Origin of the sequence: Ahrensia sp. 13_GOM-1096m (assembly GCF_000620605.1) — a bacterium.
In the GTDB taxonomy this organism is placed as follows: domain Bacteria; phylum Pseudomonadota; class Alphaproteobacteria; order Rhizobiales; family Rhizobiaceae; genus Ahrensia; species Ahrensia kielensis.
Genome location: NZ_JIAX01000006.1, coordinates 314,676 through 333,942 on the forward strand (window position 1 = coordinate 314,676; position 19,267 = coordinate 333,942).

Consider the following 19,267-nt stretch of genomic DNA (forward strand, 5'->3'; position numbering starts at 1 on the left):
TGGAACAAAATCATGGCTCCTCGTCATTTTCTAGATATTGCTGCTATTGATTCAGGTGAACTTCGCCGGATCATGGAAGCTGCTGGCACACGCAAAAAAGCGCAAAAAGCTGGAACGGCCAACAAGCCTTTAGATGGTTTGGCACTGGCGATGATTTTTGAAAAGCCGTCGACCAGAACGCGTGTGTCATTTGATGTTGGAATGCGCCAGCTTGGCGGTGAAACAATCATGTTGACGGGCAATGAAATGCAGCTTGGCCGTGATGAAACTATTGCCGATACGGCAAAAGTGCTGTCACGATTTGTTGATATTATCATGATCCGCACAAAAGAGCATGACCGCCTTATAGAATTGGCTGATGCCGCAACCGTGCCTGTGATTAACGGCCTGACGGATGATACGCACCCTTGTCAGATCATGGCTGATCTGATGACTTTTGAGGAGCATCGTGGTCCTGTTGCCGGCAAAAAAATTGCTTGGACAGGTGACGGCAATAATGTTCTCCACTCTATGATAGAAGCCTCAGCACGGTTTGATTTCGATATGTCGATTGCCGTGCCTAAGGGCAGCGAACCTAATCAAAAATACATTGATTGGGCTGTGAAAAATGGCGCTAATGTTACCCTTACTCATGATGCAGCGGAAGCTGTGTCTGGTGCACATGCGGTTGTGACCGATACTTGGGTTTCTATGGGCTTTGAAGATAAGGCCAAAGGCCACAACGTGTTTCAGCCATATCAAGTCAATCAGGAATTGATGAGCAAAGCGGACAAAGATGCTTTGTTCCTGCACTGCTTGCCAGCCCACCGCGGCGAAGAAGTCACGGATGAAGTAATCGACGGACCACAATCTGTTGTTTTTGATGAAGCAGAAAATCGTCTGCATATGCAGAAGGCGATCATTGAATGGTGTGTGACAGGTCTTAAATAAGGCCATATTGTCAAATGAGCGCTTACTAAAACAAAGTGTGCGCCAGAAATGGAACTACCATGACCGAACTAAATGTAGCTGAAGGCGAGTTAACGCCTGTGCAGCTGGACGAAGTTGTGCCTTTTAACATCGATGTCTTAGACGCGAGGGGCCGTGCTGTGCTGCTCGGGCCATCATTGACCGCAATACTGGACCGTCACGATTATCCTGAACCTGTAGCACGGCTCTTGGGTGAGATGACTGTCTTGACAGTTCTGCTTGGCACATCGCTGAAATTTTCAGGTAAATTGATTGTGCAAACTCAAACAGATGGCCCTGTGTCGCTGCTTGTTGTTGACTTTGTAACGCCGGATTCCATCCGCGCTTATGCACGTTATGATGCTGACGCTGTTAATGCTGCGGTGGCAACGGGTAATACTTCGCCAACTGAAATGCTTGGAAAAGGCATGCTCGCGCTTACTGTCGATCCAGGCAAATATATGAGCCGCTATCAGGGTATGGTAAAACTTGACGGTTCGTCGCTGGAAGAGATTGCACACAATTATTTCAAACAGTCAGAGCAGATCCCAACGAAAATACGCTTGGCCGTTGGCAAACTGATTACGCGTGACAATGATGGTAACCAGCAAACAACGTGGCGTGCAGGTGGATTGCTTGCACAATTTTTGCCAGAGTCAGAAGATCGTGCTCGCCAAAAGGATTTGCATCCGGGCGAGGCACCCGCAGAAACTGATTTGTCTGTATATGAAGGCAATGACGATGAAGCTTGGGCAGAGGTCAAAGCGCTGGTCGGAACCGTTGCTGATAGCGAGTTGATTGATGAAGATTTGGGCGTTCATAAACTCCTATTCCGGCTATTTCATGAGCGCGGAGTGCGGGTTTTTGAAGGGCAGTCTGTTGTCGATCAATGTTCATGTTCGCGTGATAAGGTAGAAAGTCTTCTGCGGTCATTTTCGCCTGAACAGCGTGAAGAGTCGGTTGAGAACGGAAAAATATCGATCACTTGCGAGTTTTGTTCAACCAGCTACGAGTTTGAGCCAGCTGAATTAGAATAATTCTACGCGTTTTGTGAGTGATATTTAACTTGTCAGAACCACCACGCGTCTTAATGTTGATGTTATGGAGGCTTTGACAATGTTGCAATCGATCACCAAGGCAAGGCCGTCTGATGAGGATATTGCCCATGATGATGGGAAGCGGCACAAGCAACGCAGATTTCTTGTGCCGTTTGTTCGAGCGCTAATACAATTTGCGCTTATGGCAGCCGTTATCATTGCTGCTTATGTCATCATGGACCGCCTTATTGCCGCCAAGCCAGAGCGCACAGCGCGGCCAAAAGTCGATGTTCAAATACCTGTTCAAGCGGTAACAATAACGCTCGATGAACAACGTCCAACAATTAATCTGTTCGGGGAAGTTGCAGCTTCCCGGTCCTTGGAAATTCGCCCTTCAGTGTCTGGTGAAATCGTGTCAGTTAATCCTGACCTTGGCGCAGGGCAGCGCATTGAACAGGGCGTTGAACTGTTCTCCGTTGACCGGATTGATTTTGAAGCCGCTGTTGCAGAGGCCAAGGCGAACTTAGCGCAAACAGATGCAACGATTATTGAAAATCAAACCAATCTGAGTGCCGAACAAGGCCAGCTAGAATTTGCAGAAAGCCAATTGCTGTTGGCGCGCGCGGACTTAAAACGCGCCGAGCAACTACGCAAAAATGGAACTTTAACGCAAAAAGAAGTTGATGATCGTTCGCTTATCGCAAGCCAGCGCGAGCAGGCAGTGAGCCAGCGGCGCAATAATATTGCCGTTGCTCAAGCGCGTCTTTCTCAGCAGCAGGCCGTGCGTGAACGTTTAGAACTTGGCGTAGAGCGTGCGATCCGAGATTTAAACAACACAGTCGTGCGTGCGCCCTTTTCCGGTGTTGTGCGTTCCTCGAGTGTAGAAATTGGGCGCATTGTTTCGGCAAATGATGTTGCTGTGTCGATCTATGATGATGCGGCATTGGATGTGCGCTTCACATTAACAGATGCACAATATGGCCGTATCGCAGCGGACGGCGATCCCCTCATTGGACGAAATGTTGCCTTAAAATGGGCCGTTGGTGGCACGGACTATTCCTACACAGGAACAGTAACACGAATTGGCGCGGATATCGCTTCAGAGCGCGGCGGCGTAGATGTTTTTGCCCGCATTGATGAAAATGAGGAGCTGCCCGTTCAATTGCGTCCTGGCGCATTTGTGTCCATTGAAGTGCCCGACCGTCTTTATGAAAATGCGGCGCGTGTGCCCGAAACGGCTATCTTCGATTCCATTACGGCTTATATGATCATTGATGGAAAGCTGCAAGCGCGTGAATTGCACGTTGCAGCGTATGATGGTTCTGATGCGATTGTCACAGCTGGTCTGAGCCAAGGGGACCGGATTTTATCAACACGAATTTCAGAGATTGAAGAGGGACTGGCAGTACGCATCGTTGATGCAAATGGTGTTGCGGAAGAAGCCGATGAAATAGCAAAGCCTGAGCAAGGCAATCGCCCATCCGCAGAAGTCCTTGCTGCTGCGAAGAAAATCAGCGGTCTTTCAGATGCTGATTGGGAGGCTTTGCCGCGCCAGAAACGCAGGCTATTCATACAAGAAGCCCGTGAAGCGGCAGGCAAATAATGAATATGCCACACACCAATCCGCGCTCATTGATCTCAACATTTATTCGCCATCCCAATGCGGCGAATTTGCTGATGGTATTAATGATCTTGTTTGGTGTGTTTGCACTTGCGCGTATTAACACGCAGTTTTTTCCAACCATTGAAACTTCAAATATCAATGTATCAGTTTCTTGGTCTGGTGCCAGCGCGGAGGATGTAGAGCGAAACATTCTGGCGGTTGCTGAACCATCTGTGCGCTATATTGAAGGCGTCAAAGAAATGACCTCTTATGCAAATGAGGGGTCAGCGACGATTAGATTGGAGTTCCACGACGGCTATAATATGCAGACCGCAATGCGCGATGTGGAAACTGCCGTTAAAGCTCTTTCGACACTACCTGAAGATGCCGGTGATCCGAAAGTCAGCACCTCTGCTTGGTTTGACAGAGTGGCTTCCATTTCGATTGCAGGCGATATTCCCGAAGCAGAGTTACGAAAATGGGCAAAGCGTATACGCGATGATCTAATTGAGCGGGGAATTGAAAAAGTCAATTTCACAGGCCTTCGCGATCTTGAACTAAAAGTTATCTTACCCGAAAGCGAACTACGGCGTAGAAATCTGTCGATCAGCGATGTGTCACAAGCGATTAGCGCCAATAGCCGAGATCTTCCATCTGGCAATTTGGATGGCGGAATTGAACGGCAATTACGTACAGTGTCAAATGTCGATACAGCGCGTCAGCTTGCCGATATTGAAGTCAAAGCTTTTTCATCGGGCGAGAAAATTCGCATCGGTGATATCGCCGAGGTAACAGATGGCTTTGAAGAAGCTGGTGTTCGCGGGTTCTCCAATCAAAAGCTAGCGATTGAACTTGATATTCAAAGTGGCGCTACTGCTGATACGCTGCAAACCAATCAAATTTTGACAGACTATTTGAGTGAAATCAAAAGCGAAATACCGTCAACGATAGAATTGCAAACCTATGAAGTGCGCGCTGATGCCGTTTCAGATCGTATTTGGTTATTGGTTCGAAATGGCTTGTCTGGCTTGTTACTGGTCGTAATCATCCTTTTCATTTTTCTTGATGCACGCATAGCGCTTTGGGTGGCCGCAGGTATTCCTGTCGCGTTACTGGCAACAATCGGATTGATTTACGTGTTTGGCGAAACCATCAATATGTTTTCGCTGTTTGGTTTAATCATGATGCTTGGCGTTATCGTGGATGATGCCATTGTGGTTGGCGAACATACGGACACGATGCTTGGGCTGGGCGACGATCCCGTCACGGCAGCAGAAAATGGTGTCGGCCAAATGCTGACACCTGTGACAGCGGCAATCATCACCACCATTGCGGCCTTCGCGCCAATCTTGTTGATCACGGGCGGTATCGGCCAAATCATGGGTGTGCTGCCTATCGTGGTGATCGCTGTTGCTTTGTCGAGCATGATTGAGTGCTTTTTCATTTTGCCGGGCCATTTATCGCATGCGCTACGGGCTCAAAAAGCACCACGTTTTTCATTCTGGCGCATGTTCATCATTGCGTTGATCCTTGCACTTTTTGTCGGCGCTTTTCTGTCGCGTAACGCAGGCACAGGTATGACAGTTGCTGCATCGCCGATCATGCAGCAGATTGAAATCTGGCAGGATGAAACGGACCCATTGCTGTTTGCTACAGCTGTCGCATTGAGCGCGATGGTTCTAGCTGGCTTGGTCGAAGCCTGTGTTTTGTTTGTGCGAAACGGCTTTGGATTGCGCTCCAAATTACGCAGCGGCGAGCAAAATTGGTTTCGCCGCAATTTCGATCAAGGGTTTGAGTGGTTCAAGTCCAAGCCGTTTAACTGGATTGTGACACTGTCGTTCAAATGGCGCTATGTCACAGTAGCCATTGCCGTTGCCATGATATTGATTTTTGCACGTGGTTTAACGGCTGGCGGACATGTTGGTTTTGTATTTTTCCCATCGCCTGAATCAGAAAACATCTCCGGAAATATCACCTTTCACCCCGGCACACCTGAAAGCGAAACAATACGCGCCATTGCTAAATACGAGCAGGCGCTGCGTGATGCTGAAGCCAGTGTTGGCGGCGAGGAAAAATTAATCCGCGCAACATTTGTCACGCTTGGCTCATCGGGCCGTAGCCAAGGGGACAATCTTGCGCGCATCAAAGTGCAGCTTTCAAGCTCTGAAACACGAACGGTCAGAACGCCCGACTTTGTGCGTGAATGGCAGAAATTTGCACCGGACTTACCTTCGGTCCGGCGGTTCTCCGTGCGCCAAGGACGCGGCGGGCCACAAGGCGCAGATATCGATGTACAACTCAAAGGGACATCAATTGGTGTTTTGAAAGAGGCAGCTACTGAGGTCAGCGCAATTATCGCGGCTATTCCAGGTGTGTCTGGCGTTGAAGATGATCTGCCCTACGGCAAGCCGGAACTGCTCATGACGATGAAGCCGCGTGGCAGCGCGCTCGGCTTTACATTGGATGATGTTGGACGTCAGGTACGCAATGCGATCGAAGGTTCAATCCCGCGCAGATTTGCACGCGGCGACGATGAGGTCACTGTTCGGGTGATGCAGACAATGGGTGAAAATGGCACAGCGGCTCTGCGCTCAATGCAATTGACAAGTCCTGCTGGTAACAATGTCCCATTGCTGGAACTGGTCGATTTGCACGAGCAGCAAGGCTTCTCCACAATCCAGCGCAGAGATGGAAAAACGACAATTTCTGTCAGCGGCGATATTGATGCTGCGGTTAACACAACCGATGGTGTGGTTGAGCGCTTGACGGCTTCAGGTGCACTGGAAACAGTCGCGCGCAAATATGGCATCAGCTATGAATTTGGTGGCCGTTCACGCGAACAACGCGATGCGTTCCGTGACTTGCAGTTAGGTACGATCATTGCGCTCTCGGTCATCTATATCGTGTTGGCATGGGTGTTCGGATCATATTTTAAACCCTTTGCCGTGATGCTCATTATTCCATTTGGCGTTGTGGGTGCTGTCATTGGACATTATCTGCTGGGCTTTCAGCTCACTATCTTGTCGATGATTGGTTTGCTTGGCCTCTCTGGGATTTTGGTGAATGACAGTATTATTCTTGTCTCGCGATTGGATGAGCGGCAAAAAATGGGTGACAGCATTGCTGAAGCTGCAATCGGCGCGAGCCGAGATCGGTTGCGCGCAGTTCTGCTGACTTCGCTGACGACGATTGGTGGCTTGGTGCCATTATTGTTTGAAAAAAGCATTCAAGCGCAGCTATTAATGCCGATGGCGATCACTATGGTGTTTGGCCTAGCAACGGCAACGCTTTTGGTCTTGTTCTTGGTGCCTGCAATTGTTGGAATAGGCTACGACTTTACGAATAGTCTGGTCGCTATTTACGGCTCGCCCAAACAGCCTCGGAAAACGGATGGTCCGATAGCCGATGAGTAGGGCTAATTAAGAACCCGTTTCGCGCCGGGCAGATCAAGTGAGAAGGGCGGTATTTTAGCAACCAAGCTGTTGCCATCGTTCAAGCGCATAATGAAGTGGCCGAACATTGTGCCAGACGCCGTATTGAGCGGACAGCCAGATGTATATTGAAAACTATCACCCGGCCCTAAAACAGGTTGCTCACCAATTACCCCGAGGCCTGAAACCTCTTCCACTTCACCCGCAGCATTGGTTATCCGCCAGTAGCGCGATTCTAACTGAACTGTTCGCTCTGAGTGATTGGCGATGATGACGGTGTAGGCCCAAAACCAGCGCAATTGTTCACGCGCAGATTCCTCTTCGAGAAATTCTGGGCGCACTGTGATTTCAATTCCGTGAGTCGTTTGTCGGTACATAAGCTAAAAATAGATAAAGATTGAGACATTCGAAAGGCGCTTTGAGACAGATAACAATATTGTCAGAAGGGCATTTCCTGAGTGACACTGCGCTAATGCTGGCTTAAGCGCAAGGTAGATGGGAGACGAAAATGCTTGACGGAACTCTACGTCCCAAAATTGATCCAGTCTTAAACGCCATAGCGCGTAGTCTTGCAGCCAACGGCATTACGGCAAACACGCTAACGACAGTCGGTCTTTTGATAGGTGTGCTGGCCGGTGTTGCGATATTTTTTGAATATTATCTCGTCGGATTGGTTTTGCTTTTAACCAGCCGCCTATGCGATGGGTTAGATGGTGCTTTAGCGCGCATATCCGGTTCATCTGATTTTGGCGGCTATATCGATATTGTTTTTGATTTTGCGTTTTATGGCTTGATACCGCTGGCATTTATTTTGGCCAACCCATCGGCCAATGCTGTTGCTGGCGGCGTTCTGATTTTTTCGTTTTATGTGAACGGCGCAAGTTTTCTGGCTTTTGCGATCATGGCCGAGAAGCAGCAATTGAAGACAGAAAAGCGCGGCAAGAAATCATTTTTCTTCACCACAGGCTTGGCAGAGGCAACTGAAACATTTGCCGTTTTTTCAGCTTTTTGCCTGCTGCCTACCTATTTTTCGCAGATCGCTTATGTGTTTGCAGCCGTGGTTTTATACACGGCCGCAGTGCGTATTGGGCAGGCAAAAAATCTATTGAACTAAACAGCCTTCGATAGAGCCTGTTCAAGATCCCCGATCAAATCGGCTGTATCTTCAAGGCCAATTGAAAAGCGTACTGTGCCATCAGTGATGCCAAGTTCTGCGCGATCTTCTTCAGACAGATTTTTATGCGTTGTCGTTGCTGGATGTGTAATCAAGCTTTTTGAATCACCCAGATTGTTCGAAAGCTTAATGATCTCAAGAGCGTTTTCCATCGCAAATGCAGACTTCTTGCCGCCTTCCATCTCAAAGCAAATGAGCGTTGAGCCGCCAGTCATTTGCTTTGGAATAATGTTAGCTTGCGGGTGGTCGGCGCGGCCAGGATAAACGACTTTTTTAATGCCTTTATGCTCAGCTAGAAAATCCGCAATAACGCCTGCGCTACGTGTTTGTTCACGAACGCGAAGCGGCAGGGTTTCCAAACCTTTCAGCATGACCCACGCGTTAAATGGGCTCATTGAAGGGCCCGTGTGTCGATAAAAGTCAAAAAGTTTCTCATCGACCCATTCTTGATCCGCTAAAATGACACCGCCAAGACAGCGCCCTTGGCCGTCAATGTGCTTGGTTGTCGAGTACACAACGATATCGACACCAAGTTCCATTGGTTTTTGAAAGATCGGTGTTGCGAAAACATTGTCCAGCACAACCTTGGCGCCGCATGAGTGCGCGACCGAAACCACATGCGCGATATCAATCACTTCCAATGTCGGGTTTGTCGGGCTTTCAAAGAAGAATACCTTCGTATTGGGCCGAACAGCTTGTTCCCATGCTGCTGGATCTGTGCCGTCAATTAATGTTGTTTCAACGCCATAAGTCGGTAGTAGTTTTTCAATAATCCAGCGACATGAACCAAAGAGTGCCCGCGCAGCAACCACATGATCGCCTGCCTGTACTTGGCACAATATTGCAGCCGAAACAGCCGCCATACCTGATGCGGTGGCTTTTGCAGCTTCAGCACCTTCAAGGGCACACATGCGCTCTTCAAACATCGTAACGGTAGGATTGGCGTAGCGCGAATAGACGTAGCCATCATCTTCGCCTTTAAAGCGGGCTTCTGCAGCCTCAGCGCTGTCATAGACAAAACCTTGCGTTAGAAACATCGCTTCAGATGTTTCTCCGTATTGGGAACGGAGAATGCCGCTATGGACCATCTGTGTTGCAGGGCCCCATTTTTTCTGATTATTTGTCATCATGTACTCCAGACTATCCGGCAATAAAAAACCGGACCATGTCGCCATGAACCGGTTGCCTAAACAGCTCGGCCCTTTAGCAAGTTATTTTACGTGGCTGCAAGCCGACCGGCCAAATCACCACAATGAATAACTTGTCCATAAGCCCTCAACGATCTTGCGTCAACACATCGGGAAATTCTATCAAAAATGAACAAGAGGTAGTTTTATGAATATACGGCAGAGCGGCATTTTACCCGATCAGGATATTAAAGCCTTATTTGACAGTGGCGCGCTGAAAAGTGCACGCCCGTTGGATGCGGACCAAATTCAGCCGGCCAGTCTGGATTTGCGGCTGGGTGAGAAAGCCTTTCGAGTACGCGCGAGTTTCATGCCAGGTGCCAATCACCCAGTGCGTGATAAGCTTGAAACTTATAAGTTGCACGAGATTGATCTGCGCGAAGGTGCGGTGCTGGAAACTGGCTGTGTCTATATTGTCCCGCTTTTAGAAACATTGGCGCTCTCAAGTGATGTTGCCGCATCTGCTAATCCCAAAAGTTCGACAGGACGGCTCGATATTTTCACCCGTGTCATGACGGACAACGGCGTTGAATTCGACAAGATTATCCACGGCTATCATGGCGAACTATTTCTAGAGGTCTCGCCGCGCACATTTCCGATTGTTGTGCGCACGGGCTCGCGGCTCTCGCAAATCCGTTTCCGCACAGGCCATGCATTGCTCGATGGTGCCGCGTTAAACATTTTGCATCAGAACGATGTTCTCGTGGCTGACGATACGCCGAATATTACCGACAATGGTATCGCATTGTCGGTGGACCTTGAGGGTAATGAGGACGGGCTTGTTGGCTATCGCGGGAAGCGCCATACGGCGGTTATCGATGTCGATAAGCGTGATGCACATGACGTTCTGGATTTTTGGGAACCCGTATATGTTCGTGAACGCACAGAGCTAATCCTTGATCCTGACGAATTTTATATTCTCGTATCGCGTGAAGCTGTCCATGTGCCGCCGAATTACGCAGCGGAGATGACACCTTTCGATCCCTTGGTCGGTGAGTTTCGTGTTCACTATGCTGGTTTCTTTGACCCGGGGTTCGGGCACTCTGCCGCTGGCGGTACGGGCAGCCGCGCCGTTTTAGAAGTGCGCAGCCACGAAGTTCCATTTGTGCTTGAGCACGGCCAGATCATCGGGCGGTTGGTTTATGAGCATATGCTGAAAACACCGTCGGCACTTTATGGCACTGATCTTAAATCAAACTATCAGGCGCAAGGTTTGAAACTATCCAAGCATTTTAGAAGTAGCTAATCGGGTTGCTTTTTCAATTCTCTGATTTCTGCGCGTAAAGCCCTTAGCTCATTTATGATGACGACGTTTTCATCATGCAGTTCCTGACGCGATCCTGCAGCATCTTCATCATGCTCTTTTTGCATTGCTGAAACGACAACACCAATAAACAGGTTCAGAACGGTAAAGGTCGTACAGGCGATGAAAGGAATGAAAAATGTCCACGCCCAAGGAAAAGCTTCCATAACAGGGCGCACGATGCCCATAGACCAGCTTTCCAGCGTCATGATTTGGAATAATGTGTAGGCCGATGCGCCAAGTGAACCAAACCATTCCGGAAATGCATTTCCAAATAGTTTTGTCGCCATCACTGAAAACACATAAAACACCAGCGCTAGTAGCAATATGATTGAGCCCATGCCCGGTAGGGCATTGAGGAGCCCGCCTATTACGCGGCGAAGCGAAGGAACGACGGACACAAGACGAAGGACGCGCAATATGCGCAGTGCACGGAGAACCGAAAAAGCTCCCGCTGAAGGCACAAGCGCAATGCCCACAATGATGAAGTCGAATATTCGCCAAGGGCTTTTGAAAAAATCCTGTCGGTAAACAATGAACTTCGCAATCAGTTCGACGACGAACACGCCGAGTATGATTTTGTCGAGCCATATTAAAAGCGGTCCAAAGGCATTCATCGCAGCTTGCGATGTTTCCAAGCCGAGCGTGATCGCATTCACGATAATGAGCGCTACAATCGCGCGTTCAAATGTCGTCGATTGGATGAAGTGTTTAAGTGAGGTCATTTTTGCCAAGGGTGCTGAAAATACTTCGGCAGATATAGGGGCCTGCACTTCATATATAAAGCACTGAATTATTATTTTTTGTGAGGCGTATGGGCCGTCTTTTCCCATTTAAAAGGTGCGGTTTGTAATTGTAACATTGCACGCCAAGCAGCAAATGAAATGCCCAGCCAATATAGTGGCGTAAAGATAAAATGGTGACTGATTTTACGGCGCAATGGTTTTTCAGTTGAAACCCAGCACATCGCAATAAAGCCGATATAGCTTAGAACCACAGTGGCCCAGTCAATAAAAGTGATCGCAGTGATCCAGATCGTGTCGTAGTCACCGCCGCCTATAACGGAAAGGTAGATTGCTTTTGCCAAGACAAATGGGTGAAGAAGAGCAGATGCAAGCGTTCCGGTAAGCAAGATATTGAGAATAAATACGGAAGAAAATGATGCGTTCTGAGTGAGCTTTATAGGCTGCTTCATATGAACAAGCCAAGTTTGTATCCACCCCTTAAACCAGCGCGTTCGTTGAGGAATCCAAGTAGAAACGTTTAATGGGGCATCTTCGAGTGTGGGGCGGGTTATTGTATCGATATTATATCCGTGCCGCCAAAGCCTTATGCCAATATCGGCGTCTTCTGTGACATTGAACGGGTCCCATCCTCCAACTGCGATTAAGGCGTCACGGCGAAAATGATTGGATGTACCGCCAAGCATTATTGGCGCCTTGCGCCGCGCAAGCCAATGAATAAGCCCGTAAAAAAGCCCCGCATATTCAAAATGAAACATGCTGCTTATCGCATTATCTTCGGCATTGGCGATTTTTAGAGGCGCTTGCAAGCAGCCTAGTCTATCGTCTGCGTTCTCAAAACGTTGATAAGCTTCTAACAACTGTTCTGGGTGTGGTCGATCTTCGGCATCGTAAAGCGTAATAAATTTACCGCTTGTGAAACCAAGCGCATAACACAGCGCTTTGGGTTTGGTGCGCGGCATACTTGGGGGTACCTGAATAATCTCAAAGCGAGGATCAAGATCTTCGGCTTTTATCTTATCGATTGTTTTATAATCATCGGCTTCACAAACCAGTTTGATTTCAAGCTTTGAGCGAGGCCACTTCAGCATTTTGAGTGATGCTATTAGGTCGCTCACGACTTCAGCTTCATCATGAAGAGCGACCATGACGCTATATATCGGTTTGTCTTTGTGTGGTGATGGTGTGATTTTTGCTAAGCTTATGGGAGTGAAATTCGACAATGCAATTAAGCGAAGACCTGTACAACATGCAAAAAACATCGAAAGAATGAGATGAAATACAACGCCTGCTGCGCCATTGGATAAGCTAAGTGCCAGCGCTATTGCAATGACAATAATGCTAATGATGGCGCCTTGCCAAGCACTTGCACCAATGCGGGCAGACGCACTGGGCTTGGCAATATAAAGTTGATTTATTGCTGCGTAACTGAGCTGATCTTTTTGTTGTTCTATTGCCACAGAACGCAAAATGCAGGGCGCCGTAAGTGCAATTTTGACTTGCCGTTTATCGGCAGCGAGCATTTTTTCCAATCGTGTAATTTGCCGTGGATCAGGCGCTAGAATTGGTCTTAGAATACCTTGCCCCAGATCGCCCCATACAACTTGCTTTTGAGCAAAAGCAGCCATTGACGTTTCGCTCAAATCAACAAGTTTGACTATTTGAGCCTCTTCAATGAATTCTACACCCAGATGTTTGGCCAGTAATTGGTAATATTGAATTTCTTGAATGCCGTTAAAGGCGATGAGCTCTTTCGCACCGTAAGTGCCATTTTCTTCAGCAAGAGCCATTGCACGGCGCAACATTTTTTGAGGTAGTCCAAAGCGCAATAGAAATGCTATGGAGGGGTCGGTTATCTCTGAGCGAGATTTATCGAAGTTTTTTTCTTTGGAAATAGGGGGATGGGATGGAGCGTTCGAACGTATTAAGCTCGGTGCCTCAAGTATCAAGCGGCGAAGATCAGCGTCGAACTCATAACGCATGCGTTATTCCTTACTCTTACTCATACACTGCGGCACACAAACAACTTCGACTTTAGTAAACCTTCAATTTTAGTTAACGTAAAGTAAATTTTTAAGTAATGTGCAATATACGAGTAAAAGGGCCGGTTTATTGAAGAGTGGAATAAAATTTATCGCTGCGTTTATTTCCTTTTTGGGGGCGACATTTTCCCCAGTTCAGGCGCAAACACCGACATATTATGATCCCGAATGGCGCATCACGGCACCTTCATTAGCGGGGTTGCCACGGCTTCGGTTTTTAACAAGCCTTGATTTCCCACCGTTCAATTTTGCTGACGCCAATAAAAAACCAACGGGCTTTAATGTGGATTTAGCACGCGCTATTTGCACTGAACTCAAGATATCAGCGAAATGTGAAATTCAAGCATTGCCTTGGGCAGACCTTGAGCCCGCGCTTGAAGCGCGACGCGGTGAGGCGATTATTGCGGGCACAGCAATTACAGCTGAAAAGCGTGCTACTTACAATTTGAGCCATAGCTATTTTAAGTTTCCGGCACGCTTTATTGCCAATAAAAGCGCCGAAGAATTAGCGGGCAAAAGTTTTGTAAGCTCGCTCAAAGGAAAGAAAATTGCTGCCGTTGCAAATTCAGCCCATGCAGCAATGCTAAAAGCCAATTTTAAAGACATTGAAATTGTGCCTATGGGCGGCATTCAAGATGTTTATAGCGCGGTAAAAAGCAGTGAGGTCGATCTGGCTTTTGTTGATGGTGTCGCGGCTTCATTTTGGTTGTCATCTGCAAAAGCAGAAAATTGCTGCACCTATTTGAGCGGCCCTTATTACTCAGAGCATTATTTTGGTATCGGTATGGCCGTCGTCACCCGCAAGCAGGATGTGGATTTAAGCGTTGCGATTGATGCTGCGATGAAAAATCTGGAGCAAACTGGAAAATACAAAGAAATCTATCAGCGTTATTTTCCAATCAGCCCGCATGGTCAAAATTTCTAACCTTTGCGAAACGGCAATAATAAAGCCCATTTCAAGTTGGACGTTTTTGCGCCTTGGAAATCATTAAGGCCAATTTTCATGTCCTTATGACCAAGGCTAGGCTGCGCGATATAGGTTGAAAATATGCGGTCCCAGAAGGAAAAATTGAAGCCGTAGTTCGAATCCGTTTCCTTGTTAATTGTTGAATGATGCACGCGGTGCATATCCGGTGTTACCACCAGTTTGCGCAGCAGAGCATCGAGCCGCTTTGGCAAACGTGCATTGGCATGATTAAACATGGCCATGCCGTTCAACACAATTTCGAAAACGAGAACCGCAAAAACCGGCGCTCCAAGAAGAATGATGATAGCTGCCTTCCACACCATTGAGAGTACGATCTCCAAGGGGTGAAAGCGTAAAGCGGTCGTAAGGTCAAACCCTTGATCACTGTGATGCATGCGGTGAATACGCCATAGCAGCGGTATTTTATGACTGGCGAAATGTTCAAGCCAGACAGAAAAATCAAGCACGACAAAGCACAGTAAGCCAATGAGAATCTTAGGCGCATCAATATTGTTAAATAACCCATATCCATTGGATTGTGCCCAAATGGCTGTGCCGACGGCAGCTGCAGGAAAAAGAATGCGCAGAAATATGGATGAAATAATCACCATGGAGAGATTGATAAGCCAGCGCCGTGATTTAAGCGCGCCCGTCATTTCTGCGCGCTCCAGCTTTGGCGACCATAATTCATAAATCGCCATTGCGATGAAGATACTCAAAAAAGCTGCAAGTCGAATAGTCGCTTCTGACACGGCTTTATTCCTTATTTTTCAAACCCTTTTCCGATATTTCACCTACTGATTGCAAATCACAAGGTGTTGAATATATGGCGCCGTGTTTGTGCTAGGCATGTGTTTGGCGGCAGTCTCAATGCTTTTAAGGCGTTCGCACGCGCCATAGTTACGCAGTTCTTATATTGGCCCTTCTCATTGCGGCGGCGATGGGGTAGGAAATCGCGCAGTTTCAAACCTAGGAATTTTAACATGAGTGCCAATCCGGCTTTGCCTATTCTTGATGTAACACCAGCAGCTATTGAAGCCGCCAAGGTGAGCAAGGCTTGGCCGTTTGAAGAGGCGCGAAAGATAACAAAGCGTTTTGAGAAAACAGGTTTTCCTGAAACCGTTCTTTTCGAAACAGGCTATGGCCCATCTGGCTTGCCGCACATTGGAACATTCGGAGAAGTCGCGCGCACCACAATGGTACGCACAGCGTTCCGTCTTTTGACTGAAGATAAAGTCGCGACAAAACTCATCTGCTTTTCTGATGATATGGACGGCATGCGCAAAATTCCTGAAAATGTGCCCGATACAAAAGCGTTGGAGCCGTATCTGCACATGCCTTTAACCGCGGTGCCTAACCCGTTTGGCGGTGACTATGAGAGCTTCGGGCATCATAACAATGCGATGCTGCGCCGTTTCTTGGATCAGTTTGGCTTTGATTATGAGTTCGCCAGCTCAACGGAATATTACAAGTCGGGCAAGTTCGATGATGCGCTTATGAATGCGCTTAAGAACTATGATAAGATTATGTCGATCATGTTGCCGACCCTTGGCGAAGAGCGTCAGGCGACCTATTCACCATTCCTTCCGATTTCACCAAAATCTGGCCGCGTTCTTTATGTGCCAATGAAATCAATTGATGCCGAGGCTGGCACAATTACATTTGATGATGAAGAGGGCGAAGAGACAACATTGTCTGTTAAAGGCGGCAATGTGAAGCTTCAATGGAAGCCTGATTTTGGCATGCGTTGGGCGGCCCTTGATGTGCATTTTGAAATGTACGGAAAAGACCATGCGGCCAACTCAGTTATCTATGACCGTATTTGTAATGCGCTTGGCGGCAAAGCGCCGGAGCATTTCATTTACGAGTTGTTCTTGGATGATCAAGGTCAGAAAATTTCTAAATCTAAAGGCAATGGCCTGACAATCGATGAATGGCTGACTTATGCGCCAACGGAAAGTCTGGCGCTGTATATGTTCCAGAAGCCACGCACGGCCAAACGTCTGTTTTTCGATGTTATTCCTAAAGCCGTTGACGAGTATTTTTCTTTTGCGTCCGCATTTGAACGCCAAGATGATGCTGGAAAACTAAACAACCCAGTCTGGCACATTCATTCCGGCAATCTTCCACAGATCGACATGCCCGTGCCATTCTCGATGTTATTGAATTTGGTGAGTGCATCTAACGCAAGTAACCGCGATGTCTTGTGGGGGTTCATCTCCCGCTATGCGCCCGGTGTTACAGCAGAAACGCATCCGAAGCTGGATGAGCTTGCAGATTTTGCGATCCGTTATTTCAATGATTTTGTTAAACCGACCAAGCAGTTCTCAAAGCCAGATGATGAAGAGCGCGCAGCTTTAACCGATCTACACAAGGTTTTTGAAACACTCGCAGAAGATGCGGACGGCGCAACAATTCAGGATGCTGTTTTGAGTGTTGGCCGTAAATATGCACGCTATCATGACCCTAAGAAAACGGCACCAGATGGTTCGCCAGCCGTTACGGGTGAGTGGTTCAACGCACTTTACCGTATTTTGCTTGGTCAGGAGCGCGGCCCTCGTTTTGGGTCATTTGCCGCACTATATGGCGTCAAAGAAACGGCAAACCTTATTGCCAGCGCTTTAGATGGCTCGCTCTACGCTGAGCACAACTAAAGCGTTCATCTGAACTGCACTAGAGTTTTAGCACCTTATTTCTTTTCCAGAAGTAAGGTGCTTTCTTTTTGAAGCTTAGCTTTTATCGTTTCGGCCATGCCTGCAAGGAGCAGTGGTAGCATGACGGTAATGATGACATTTGTTTCATGCACATCCAAGCTGCCCTCAATAGTTTGGCCCATAGCGCGGGCATCAAAATGCATGGTGTCACTTTCCCAGCGCTGATTAATTGAGAGACCAAAACCAAGCCGGTCACCAACTTTTTGAAATCCGCCATCAATGCGTGATTTCGCAGCGTCTTTGCCAAGTTCATGAGAGATTGTAATCGTTACGGGTTTTGCCATGATTGCTCCAATGTCTTTAGTATTGAGATGGGGAGACAAATCGGCTTTTCAATGTTTGTGTAATTATTGGCTGGCCCATAATATGCGTGCCATCCACTCAATATCAGTGATCGCAAATGATCGATCTTCATAATCGCTGTTTATTGAGGACAGCTCGATAGAGGTGGCTGTTTTCCGCTTTAAGATTTTGGCCATCACTTCGCCGTCAATTGTTTTGGCAACAACGCGGTCGTCTTTGCGAACCGACGCTGTTGGTGAGACGATCACCACATCACCCTCGCGGTAAAGCGGCAACATGCTGTCGCCAGTAATTTCAAGCGCATAGGTGTTGTTGTCGGCATCCGCGCCAGGAAGTTGTACTTGGTCCCACCCTTGCCCAGCCGGAAAGCCTGCATCATCAAAAAAACCACCGCCGCCAGCTTGCGCCATGCCAACTACAGGCACATCGCGTAAGGCCATGTGATATGGACGGCTGGGTTCGGCTAGGCCAGCATCTGCACTGGTAATTGACTGAGTATAGTTCCCACCAGCCCCATCAACAAGATTTGTAAACTCGCGTAGGCTTGCACCGGTTGCTTCGATGATTTTGGATAAGGATTCAGTGGAAGGCCAGCGCGCGCGCCCATCAGAGGCAAATCGTTTGGATTTATTAAACGTCGTTGAATCCAACCCTGCGCGCTTGGCAAGGCCGGATGGGGTTAGATCATGTGCCTCTGCTAGACGATCAATCGCCCGCCAGATGCGTTCGTGAGATAGCATGGGTTAATCCTGAAGCTTCGGGATAAAGGAATAAATACCTTTAAATGAACCGTCACACAAGTGTTATTTATGCCGCCTAGGGCGCAAAAGGGGAGCGGCCGCTTGCGAGCATGTGGTCAAGCATTTCAATCCGGTCTTGCCCCCAGAAGACTTCGCCTTTGACAACGTATGCTGGAACACCAATGGCATCTGCCGCAATAGCATCCTTGGAATTTTGCTCGCGGATAGCAGCCACAGTTTCACTTTTCGCAGCGGTTAAGATCTCATCTGAGTCAAATCCGTTTTTCTTCAAAAGCGCAGTAAGTGTCGCTTCATCAGAAATATCTTGCTCATTGGCCCATGTTGCGGCGAACAAATCACGCATATAAGCGAGTGGGTTAGCGCCACCTGCAACGATTGCTGCAATTGAACAGTCTGCCACTGTGGCATCGACGGGAAAATGTGCTGGCTGTTTATTGATCGGCAAACCTTTGAAATCTGCGACCCGTTGTAATTCGATCAGACGGTAACGTTGACGAACGGCAGGTCTTTGAGCCGGTGGTACAGCGCCTGATATAGCCCACAGTGCCATCAAATTGACCGGCTTCACATTGAGCGTGGCTCCATGTTTTTCTGCAACATCAACAATCGCTTGATGGCCAAGATAGGTGAATGGTGAAGCAGAATAAAAGTAATAGTCAATCGTTGTCATAATACGCCTCGGTTCAGTTTTTCAAAACGTAGAGCACATGCGCCAATGTCGCCAGTGACAAAGACGTGAAAAACAACCAAGCTCAATTAGCTGAGTTTGATGAAAATGGCTTATTAAGCTGTGCTTAAATTGCCTGCTGCGGTTTTTCCGGAGCGTTCATCTTGAACCAACTCAAATTTGACTTTTTGCCCTTCGGTGAGGGACTGCATGCCGGCTTGTTGGACAGCGCTAATATGTACAAACACATCATTGCTGCCATCTTCAGGTTCGATGAAGCCGTAACCCTTTGTGGTGTTGAACCATTTTACTGTGCCGCTTGCCATCAGAAATCCTCTTCAACTTTTCGCAAACAGGTTTGCGGCAAATATGCCGCCTTAATCGATG

17 protein-coding genes and 1 riboswitch are annotated in these 19,267 nt (G+C 47.9%); of the genes, 8 read left to right on the top strand and 9 right to left on the bottom strand.

Translation table 11 applies throughout. The annotated features are described in order from the left end of the window. Positions 1 to 12 precede the first annotated feature (12 nt). The 4 genes from argF (at position 13) to N530_RS0101895 (ending at position 7,001) form a co-directional block, all read left to right on the top strand. Positions 13 to 930, top strand: a complete 918-nt coding sequence (argF, locus tag N530_RS0101880; RefSeq protein ID WP_026479304.1) for an ornithine carbamoyltransferase — start codon at positions 13 to 15, stop codon at positions 928 to 930. Positions 931 to 989: 59 nt separating this feature from the next. Further along, on the top strand, positions 990 to 1,985 hold the full coding sequence (locus N530_RS0101885) for an Hsp33 family molecular chaperone (RefSeq protein ID WP_026479305.1): 996 nt from the start codon (positions 990 to 992) through the stop codon (positions 1,983 to 1,985). Positions 1,986 to 2,064: 79 nt separating this feature from the next. Further along, positions 2,065 to 3,588: an efflux RND transporter periplasmic adaptor subunit gene (locus N530_RS17255; protein ID WP_051540698.1), complete on the top strand. Its 1,524-nt coding sequence runs from the start codon at positions 2,065 to 2,067 to the stop codon at positions 3,586 to 3,588. After that, a complete protein-coding gene (locus N530_RS0101895) occupies positions 3,588 to 7,001 on the top strand; it encodes an efflux RND transporter permease subunit (RefSeq protein WP_026479306.1) in 3,414 nt (1,137 codons plus the stop codon). Before N530_RS17255 ends, N530_RS0101895 begins: the two co-directional genes overlap by 1 nt. A gap of 2 nt (positions 7,002 to 7,003) precedes the next feature. Here N530_RS0101895 and apaG read toward each other — a convergent pair whose 3' ends face one another. Then, positions 7,004 to 7,396: a Co2+/Mg2+ efflux protein ApaG gene (apaG, locus tag N530_RS0101900; RefSeq protein ID WP_026317308.1), complete on the bottom strand. Its 393-nt coding sequence runs from the start codon at positions 7,394 to 7,396 to the stop codon at positions 7,004 to 7,006. Between the two features lie 131 nt (positions 7,397 to 7,527). On the opposite strand from apaG, the gene N530_RS0101905 reads away from it, so the two are divergent. Continuing rightward, positions 7,528 to 8,133, top strand: coding sequence for a CDP-alcohol phosphatidyltransferase family protein (locus N530_RS0101905; protein ID WP_026479307.1), 606 nt, complete (start codon positions 7,528 to 7,530; stop codon positions 8,131 to 8,133). On the opposite strand, the gene N530_RS0101910 is transcribed toward N530_RS0101905, so the two are convergent. Further along, positions 8,130 to 9,320 carry an O-succinylhomoserine sulfhydrylase gene (locus tag N530_RS0101910; RefSeq protein ID WP_026479308.1) on the bottom strand — a complete coding sequence of 397 codons (1,191 nt, stop codon included), beginning with the start codon at positions 9,318 to 9,320 and terminating at the stop codon, positions 8,130 to 8,132. The two genes, N530_RS0101905 and N530_RS0101910, sit on opposite strands and share 4 nt — an antisense overlap. A 56-nt stretch (positions 9,321 to 9,376) precedes the next feature. Further along, positions 9,377 to 9,454: riboswitch (SAM riboswitch) on the bottom strand. A gap of 80 nt (positions 9,455 to 9,534) precedes the next feature. Here N530_RS0101910 and N530_RS0101915 point away from each other — a divergent pair. After that, positions 9,535 to 10,626 (top strand): 2'-deoxycytidine 5'-triphosphate deaminase, encoded by a 1,092-nt coding sequence (locus N530_RS0101915; RefSeq protein WP_051540741.1) that lies wholly within the window; start codon positions 9,535 to 9,537, stop codon positions 10,624 to 10,626. On the opposite strand, the gene N530_RS0101920 is transcribed toward N530_RS0101915, so the two are convergent. Both N530_RS0101920 and N530_RS17260 read right to left on the bottom strand, forming a co-directional pair. Continuing rightward, on the bottom strand, positions 10,623 to 11,408 hold the full coding sequence (locus tag N530_RS0101920) for an ion transporter (RefSeq protein WP_026479310.1): 786 nt from the start codon (positions 11,406 to 11,408) through the stop codon (positions 10,623 to 10,625). The two genes, N530_RS0101915 and N530_RS0101920, sit on opposite strands and share 4 nt — an antisense overlap. Positions 11,409 to 11,479: 71 nt before the next feature. Then, positions 11,480 to 13,408 (bottom strand): glycosyltransferase family 2 protein, encoded by a 1,929-nt coding sequence (locus N530_RS17260; protein WP_051540699.1) that lies wholly within the window; start codon positions 13,406 to 13,408, stop codon positions 11,480 to 11,482. Between the two features lie 130 nt (positions 13,409 to 13,538). On the opposite strand from N530_RS17260, the gene N530_RS0101930 reads away from it, so the two are divergent. Then, on the top strand, positions 13,539 to 14,393 hold the full coding sequence (locus N530_RS0101930; RefSeq protein ID WP_026479311.1) for a transporter substrate-binding domain-containing protein: 855 nt from the start codon (positions 13,539 to 13,541) through the stop codon (positions 14,391 to 14,393). Here the strand turns inward: N530_RS0101930 and N530_RS0101935 are convergent. After that, entirely contained in the window at positions 14,390 to 15,136 is a 747-nt protein-coding gene (locus tag N530_RS0101935; RefSeq protein ID WP_211097829.1) for a sterol desaturase family protein, read from the bottom strand. The two genes, N530_RS0101930 and N530_RS0101935, sit on opposite strands and share 4 nt — an antisense overlap. Positions 15,137 to 15,418: 282 nt before the next feature. Here N530_RS0101935 and N530_RS0101940 point away from each other — a divergent pair, with 282 nt between their 5' ends. Beyond that, positions 15,419 to 17,089, top strand: a complete 1,671-nt coding sequence (locus N530_RS0101940) for a lysine--tRNA ligase (protein WP_026479313.1) — start codon at positions 15,419 to 15,421, stop codon at positions 17,087 to 17,089. Positions 17,090 to 17,124: 35 nt separating this feature from the next. On the opposite strand, the gene N530_RS0101945 is transcribed toward N530_RS0101940, so the two are convergent. The 4 genes from N530_RS0101945 to N530_RS0101960 all read right to left on the bottom strand — a co-directional run bounded on the left by N530_RS0101945 (position 17,125) and on the right by N530_RS0101960 (position 19,206). Next, on the bottom strand, positions 17,125 to 17,433 hold the full coding sequence (locus tag N530_RS0101945; RefSeq protein ID WP_026479314.1) for a polyhydroxyalkanoic acid system family protein: 309 nt from the start codon (positions 17,431 to 17,433) through the stop codon (positions 17,125 to 17,127). Between the two features lie 63 nt (positions 17,434 to 17,496). Further along, positions 17,497 to 18,192, bottom strand: a complete 696-nt coding sequence (locus N530_RS0101950) for a helix-turn-helix transcriptional regulator (protein ID WP_026479315.1) — start codon at positions 18,190 to 18,192, stop codon at positions 17,497 to 17,499. A 76-nt stretch (positions 18,193 to 18,268) separates the two neighbouring features. Then, positions 18,269 to 18,883 carry a 2-hydroxychromene-2-carboxylate isomerase gene (locus N530_RS0101955; protein ID WP_026479316.1) on the bottom strand — a complete coding sequence of 205 codons (615 nt, stop codon included), beginning with the start codon at positions 18,881 to 18,883 and terminating at the stop codon, positions 18,269 to 18,271. A 113-nt stretch (positions 18,884 to 18,996) separates the two neighbouring features. Beyond that, positions 18,997 to 19,206 (bottom strand): cold-shock protein, encoded by a 210-nt coding sequence (locus N530_RS0101960; protein WP_026479317.1) that lies wholly within the window; start codon positions 19,204 to 19,206, stop codon positions 18,997 to 18,999. Positions 19,207 to 19,267 lie beyond the last annotated feature (61 nt).

Excerpts from the sequence above, each read along its gene's own strand:
- N530_RS17255 (WP_051540698.1), top strand. The coding sequence starts at position 2,065 with ATGTTGCAATCGATCACCAAGGCAAGGCCGTCTGATGAGGATATTGCC.
- N530_RS0101945 (WP_026479314.1), bottom strand. The coding sequence starts at position 17,433 with ATGGCAAAACCCGTAACGATTACAATCTCTCATGAACTTGGCAAAGAC.
- N530_RS0101905 (WP_026479307.1), top strand. The coding sequence starts at position 7,528 with ATGCTTGACGGAACTCTACGTCCCAAAATTGATCCAGTCTTAAACGCC.
- N530_RS0101885 (WP_026479305.1), top strand. The coding sequence starts at position 990 with ATGACCGAACTAAATGTAGCTGAAGGCGAGTTAACGCCTGTGCAGCTG.
- N530_RS0101920 (WP_026479310.1), bottom strand. The coding sequence starts at position 11,408 with ATGACCTCACTTAAACACTTCATCCAATCGACGACATTTGAACGCGCG.
- argF (WP_026479304.1), top strand. The coding sequence starts at position 13 with ATGGCTCCTCGTCATTTTCTAGATATTGCTGCTATTGATTCAGGTGAA.
- N530_RS0101910 (WP_026479308.1), bottom strand. The coding sequence starts at position 9,320 with ATGACAAATAATCAGAAAAAATGGGGCCCTGCAACACAGATGGTCCAT.
- N530_RS0101955 (WP_026479316.1), bottom strand. The coding sequence starts at position 18,883 with ATGACAACGATTGACTATTACTTTTATTCTGCTTCACCATTCACCTAT.
- N530_RS17260 (WP_051540699.1), bottom strand. The coding sequence starts at position 13,408 with ATGCGTTATGAGTTCGACGCTGATCTTCGCCGCTTGATACTTGAGGCA.
- apaG (WP_026317308.1), bottom strand. The coding sequence starts at position 7,396 with ATGTACCGACAAACGACTCACGGAATTGAAATCACAGTGCGCCCAGAA.
- N530_RS0101960 (WP_026479317.1), bottom strand. The coding sequence starts at position 19,206 with ATGGCAAGCGGCACAGTAAAATGGTTCAACACCACAAAGGGTTACGGC.
- N530_RS0101895 (WP_026479306.1), top strand. The coding sequence starts at position 3,588 with ATGAATATGCCACACACCAATCCGCGCTCATTGATCTCAACATTTATT.
- N530_RS0101950 (WP_026479315.1), bottom strand. The coding sequence starts at position 18,192 with ATGCTATCTCACGAACGCATCTGGCGGGCGATTGATCGTCTAGCAGAG.
- N530_RS0101940 (WP_026479313.1), top strand. The coding sequence starts at position 15,419 with ATGAGTGCCAATCCGGCTTTGCCTATTCTTGATGTAACACCAGCAGCT.
- N530_RS0101935 (WP_211097829.1), bottom strand. The coding sequence starts at position 15,136 with ATGGCGATTTATGAATTATGGTCGCCAAAGCTGGAGCGCGCAGAAATG.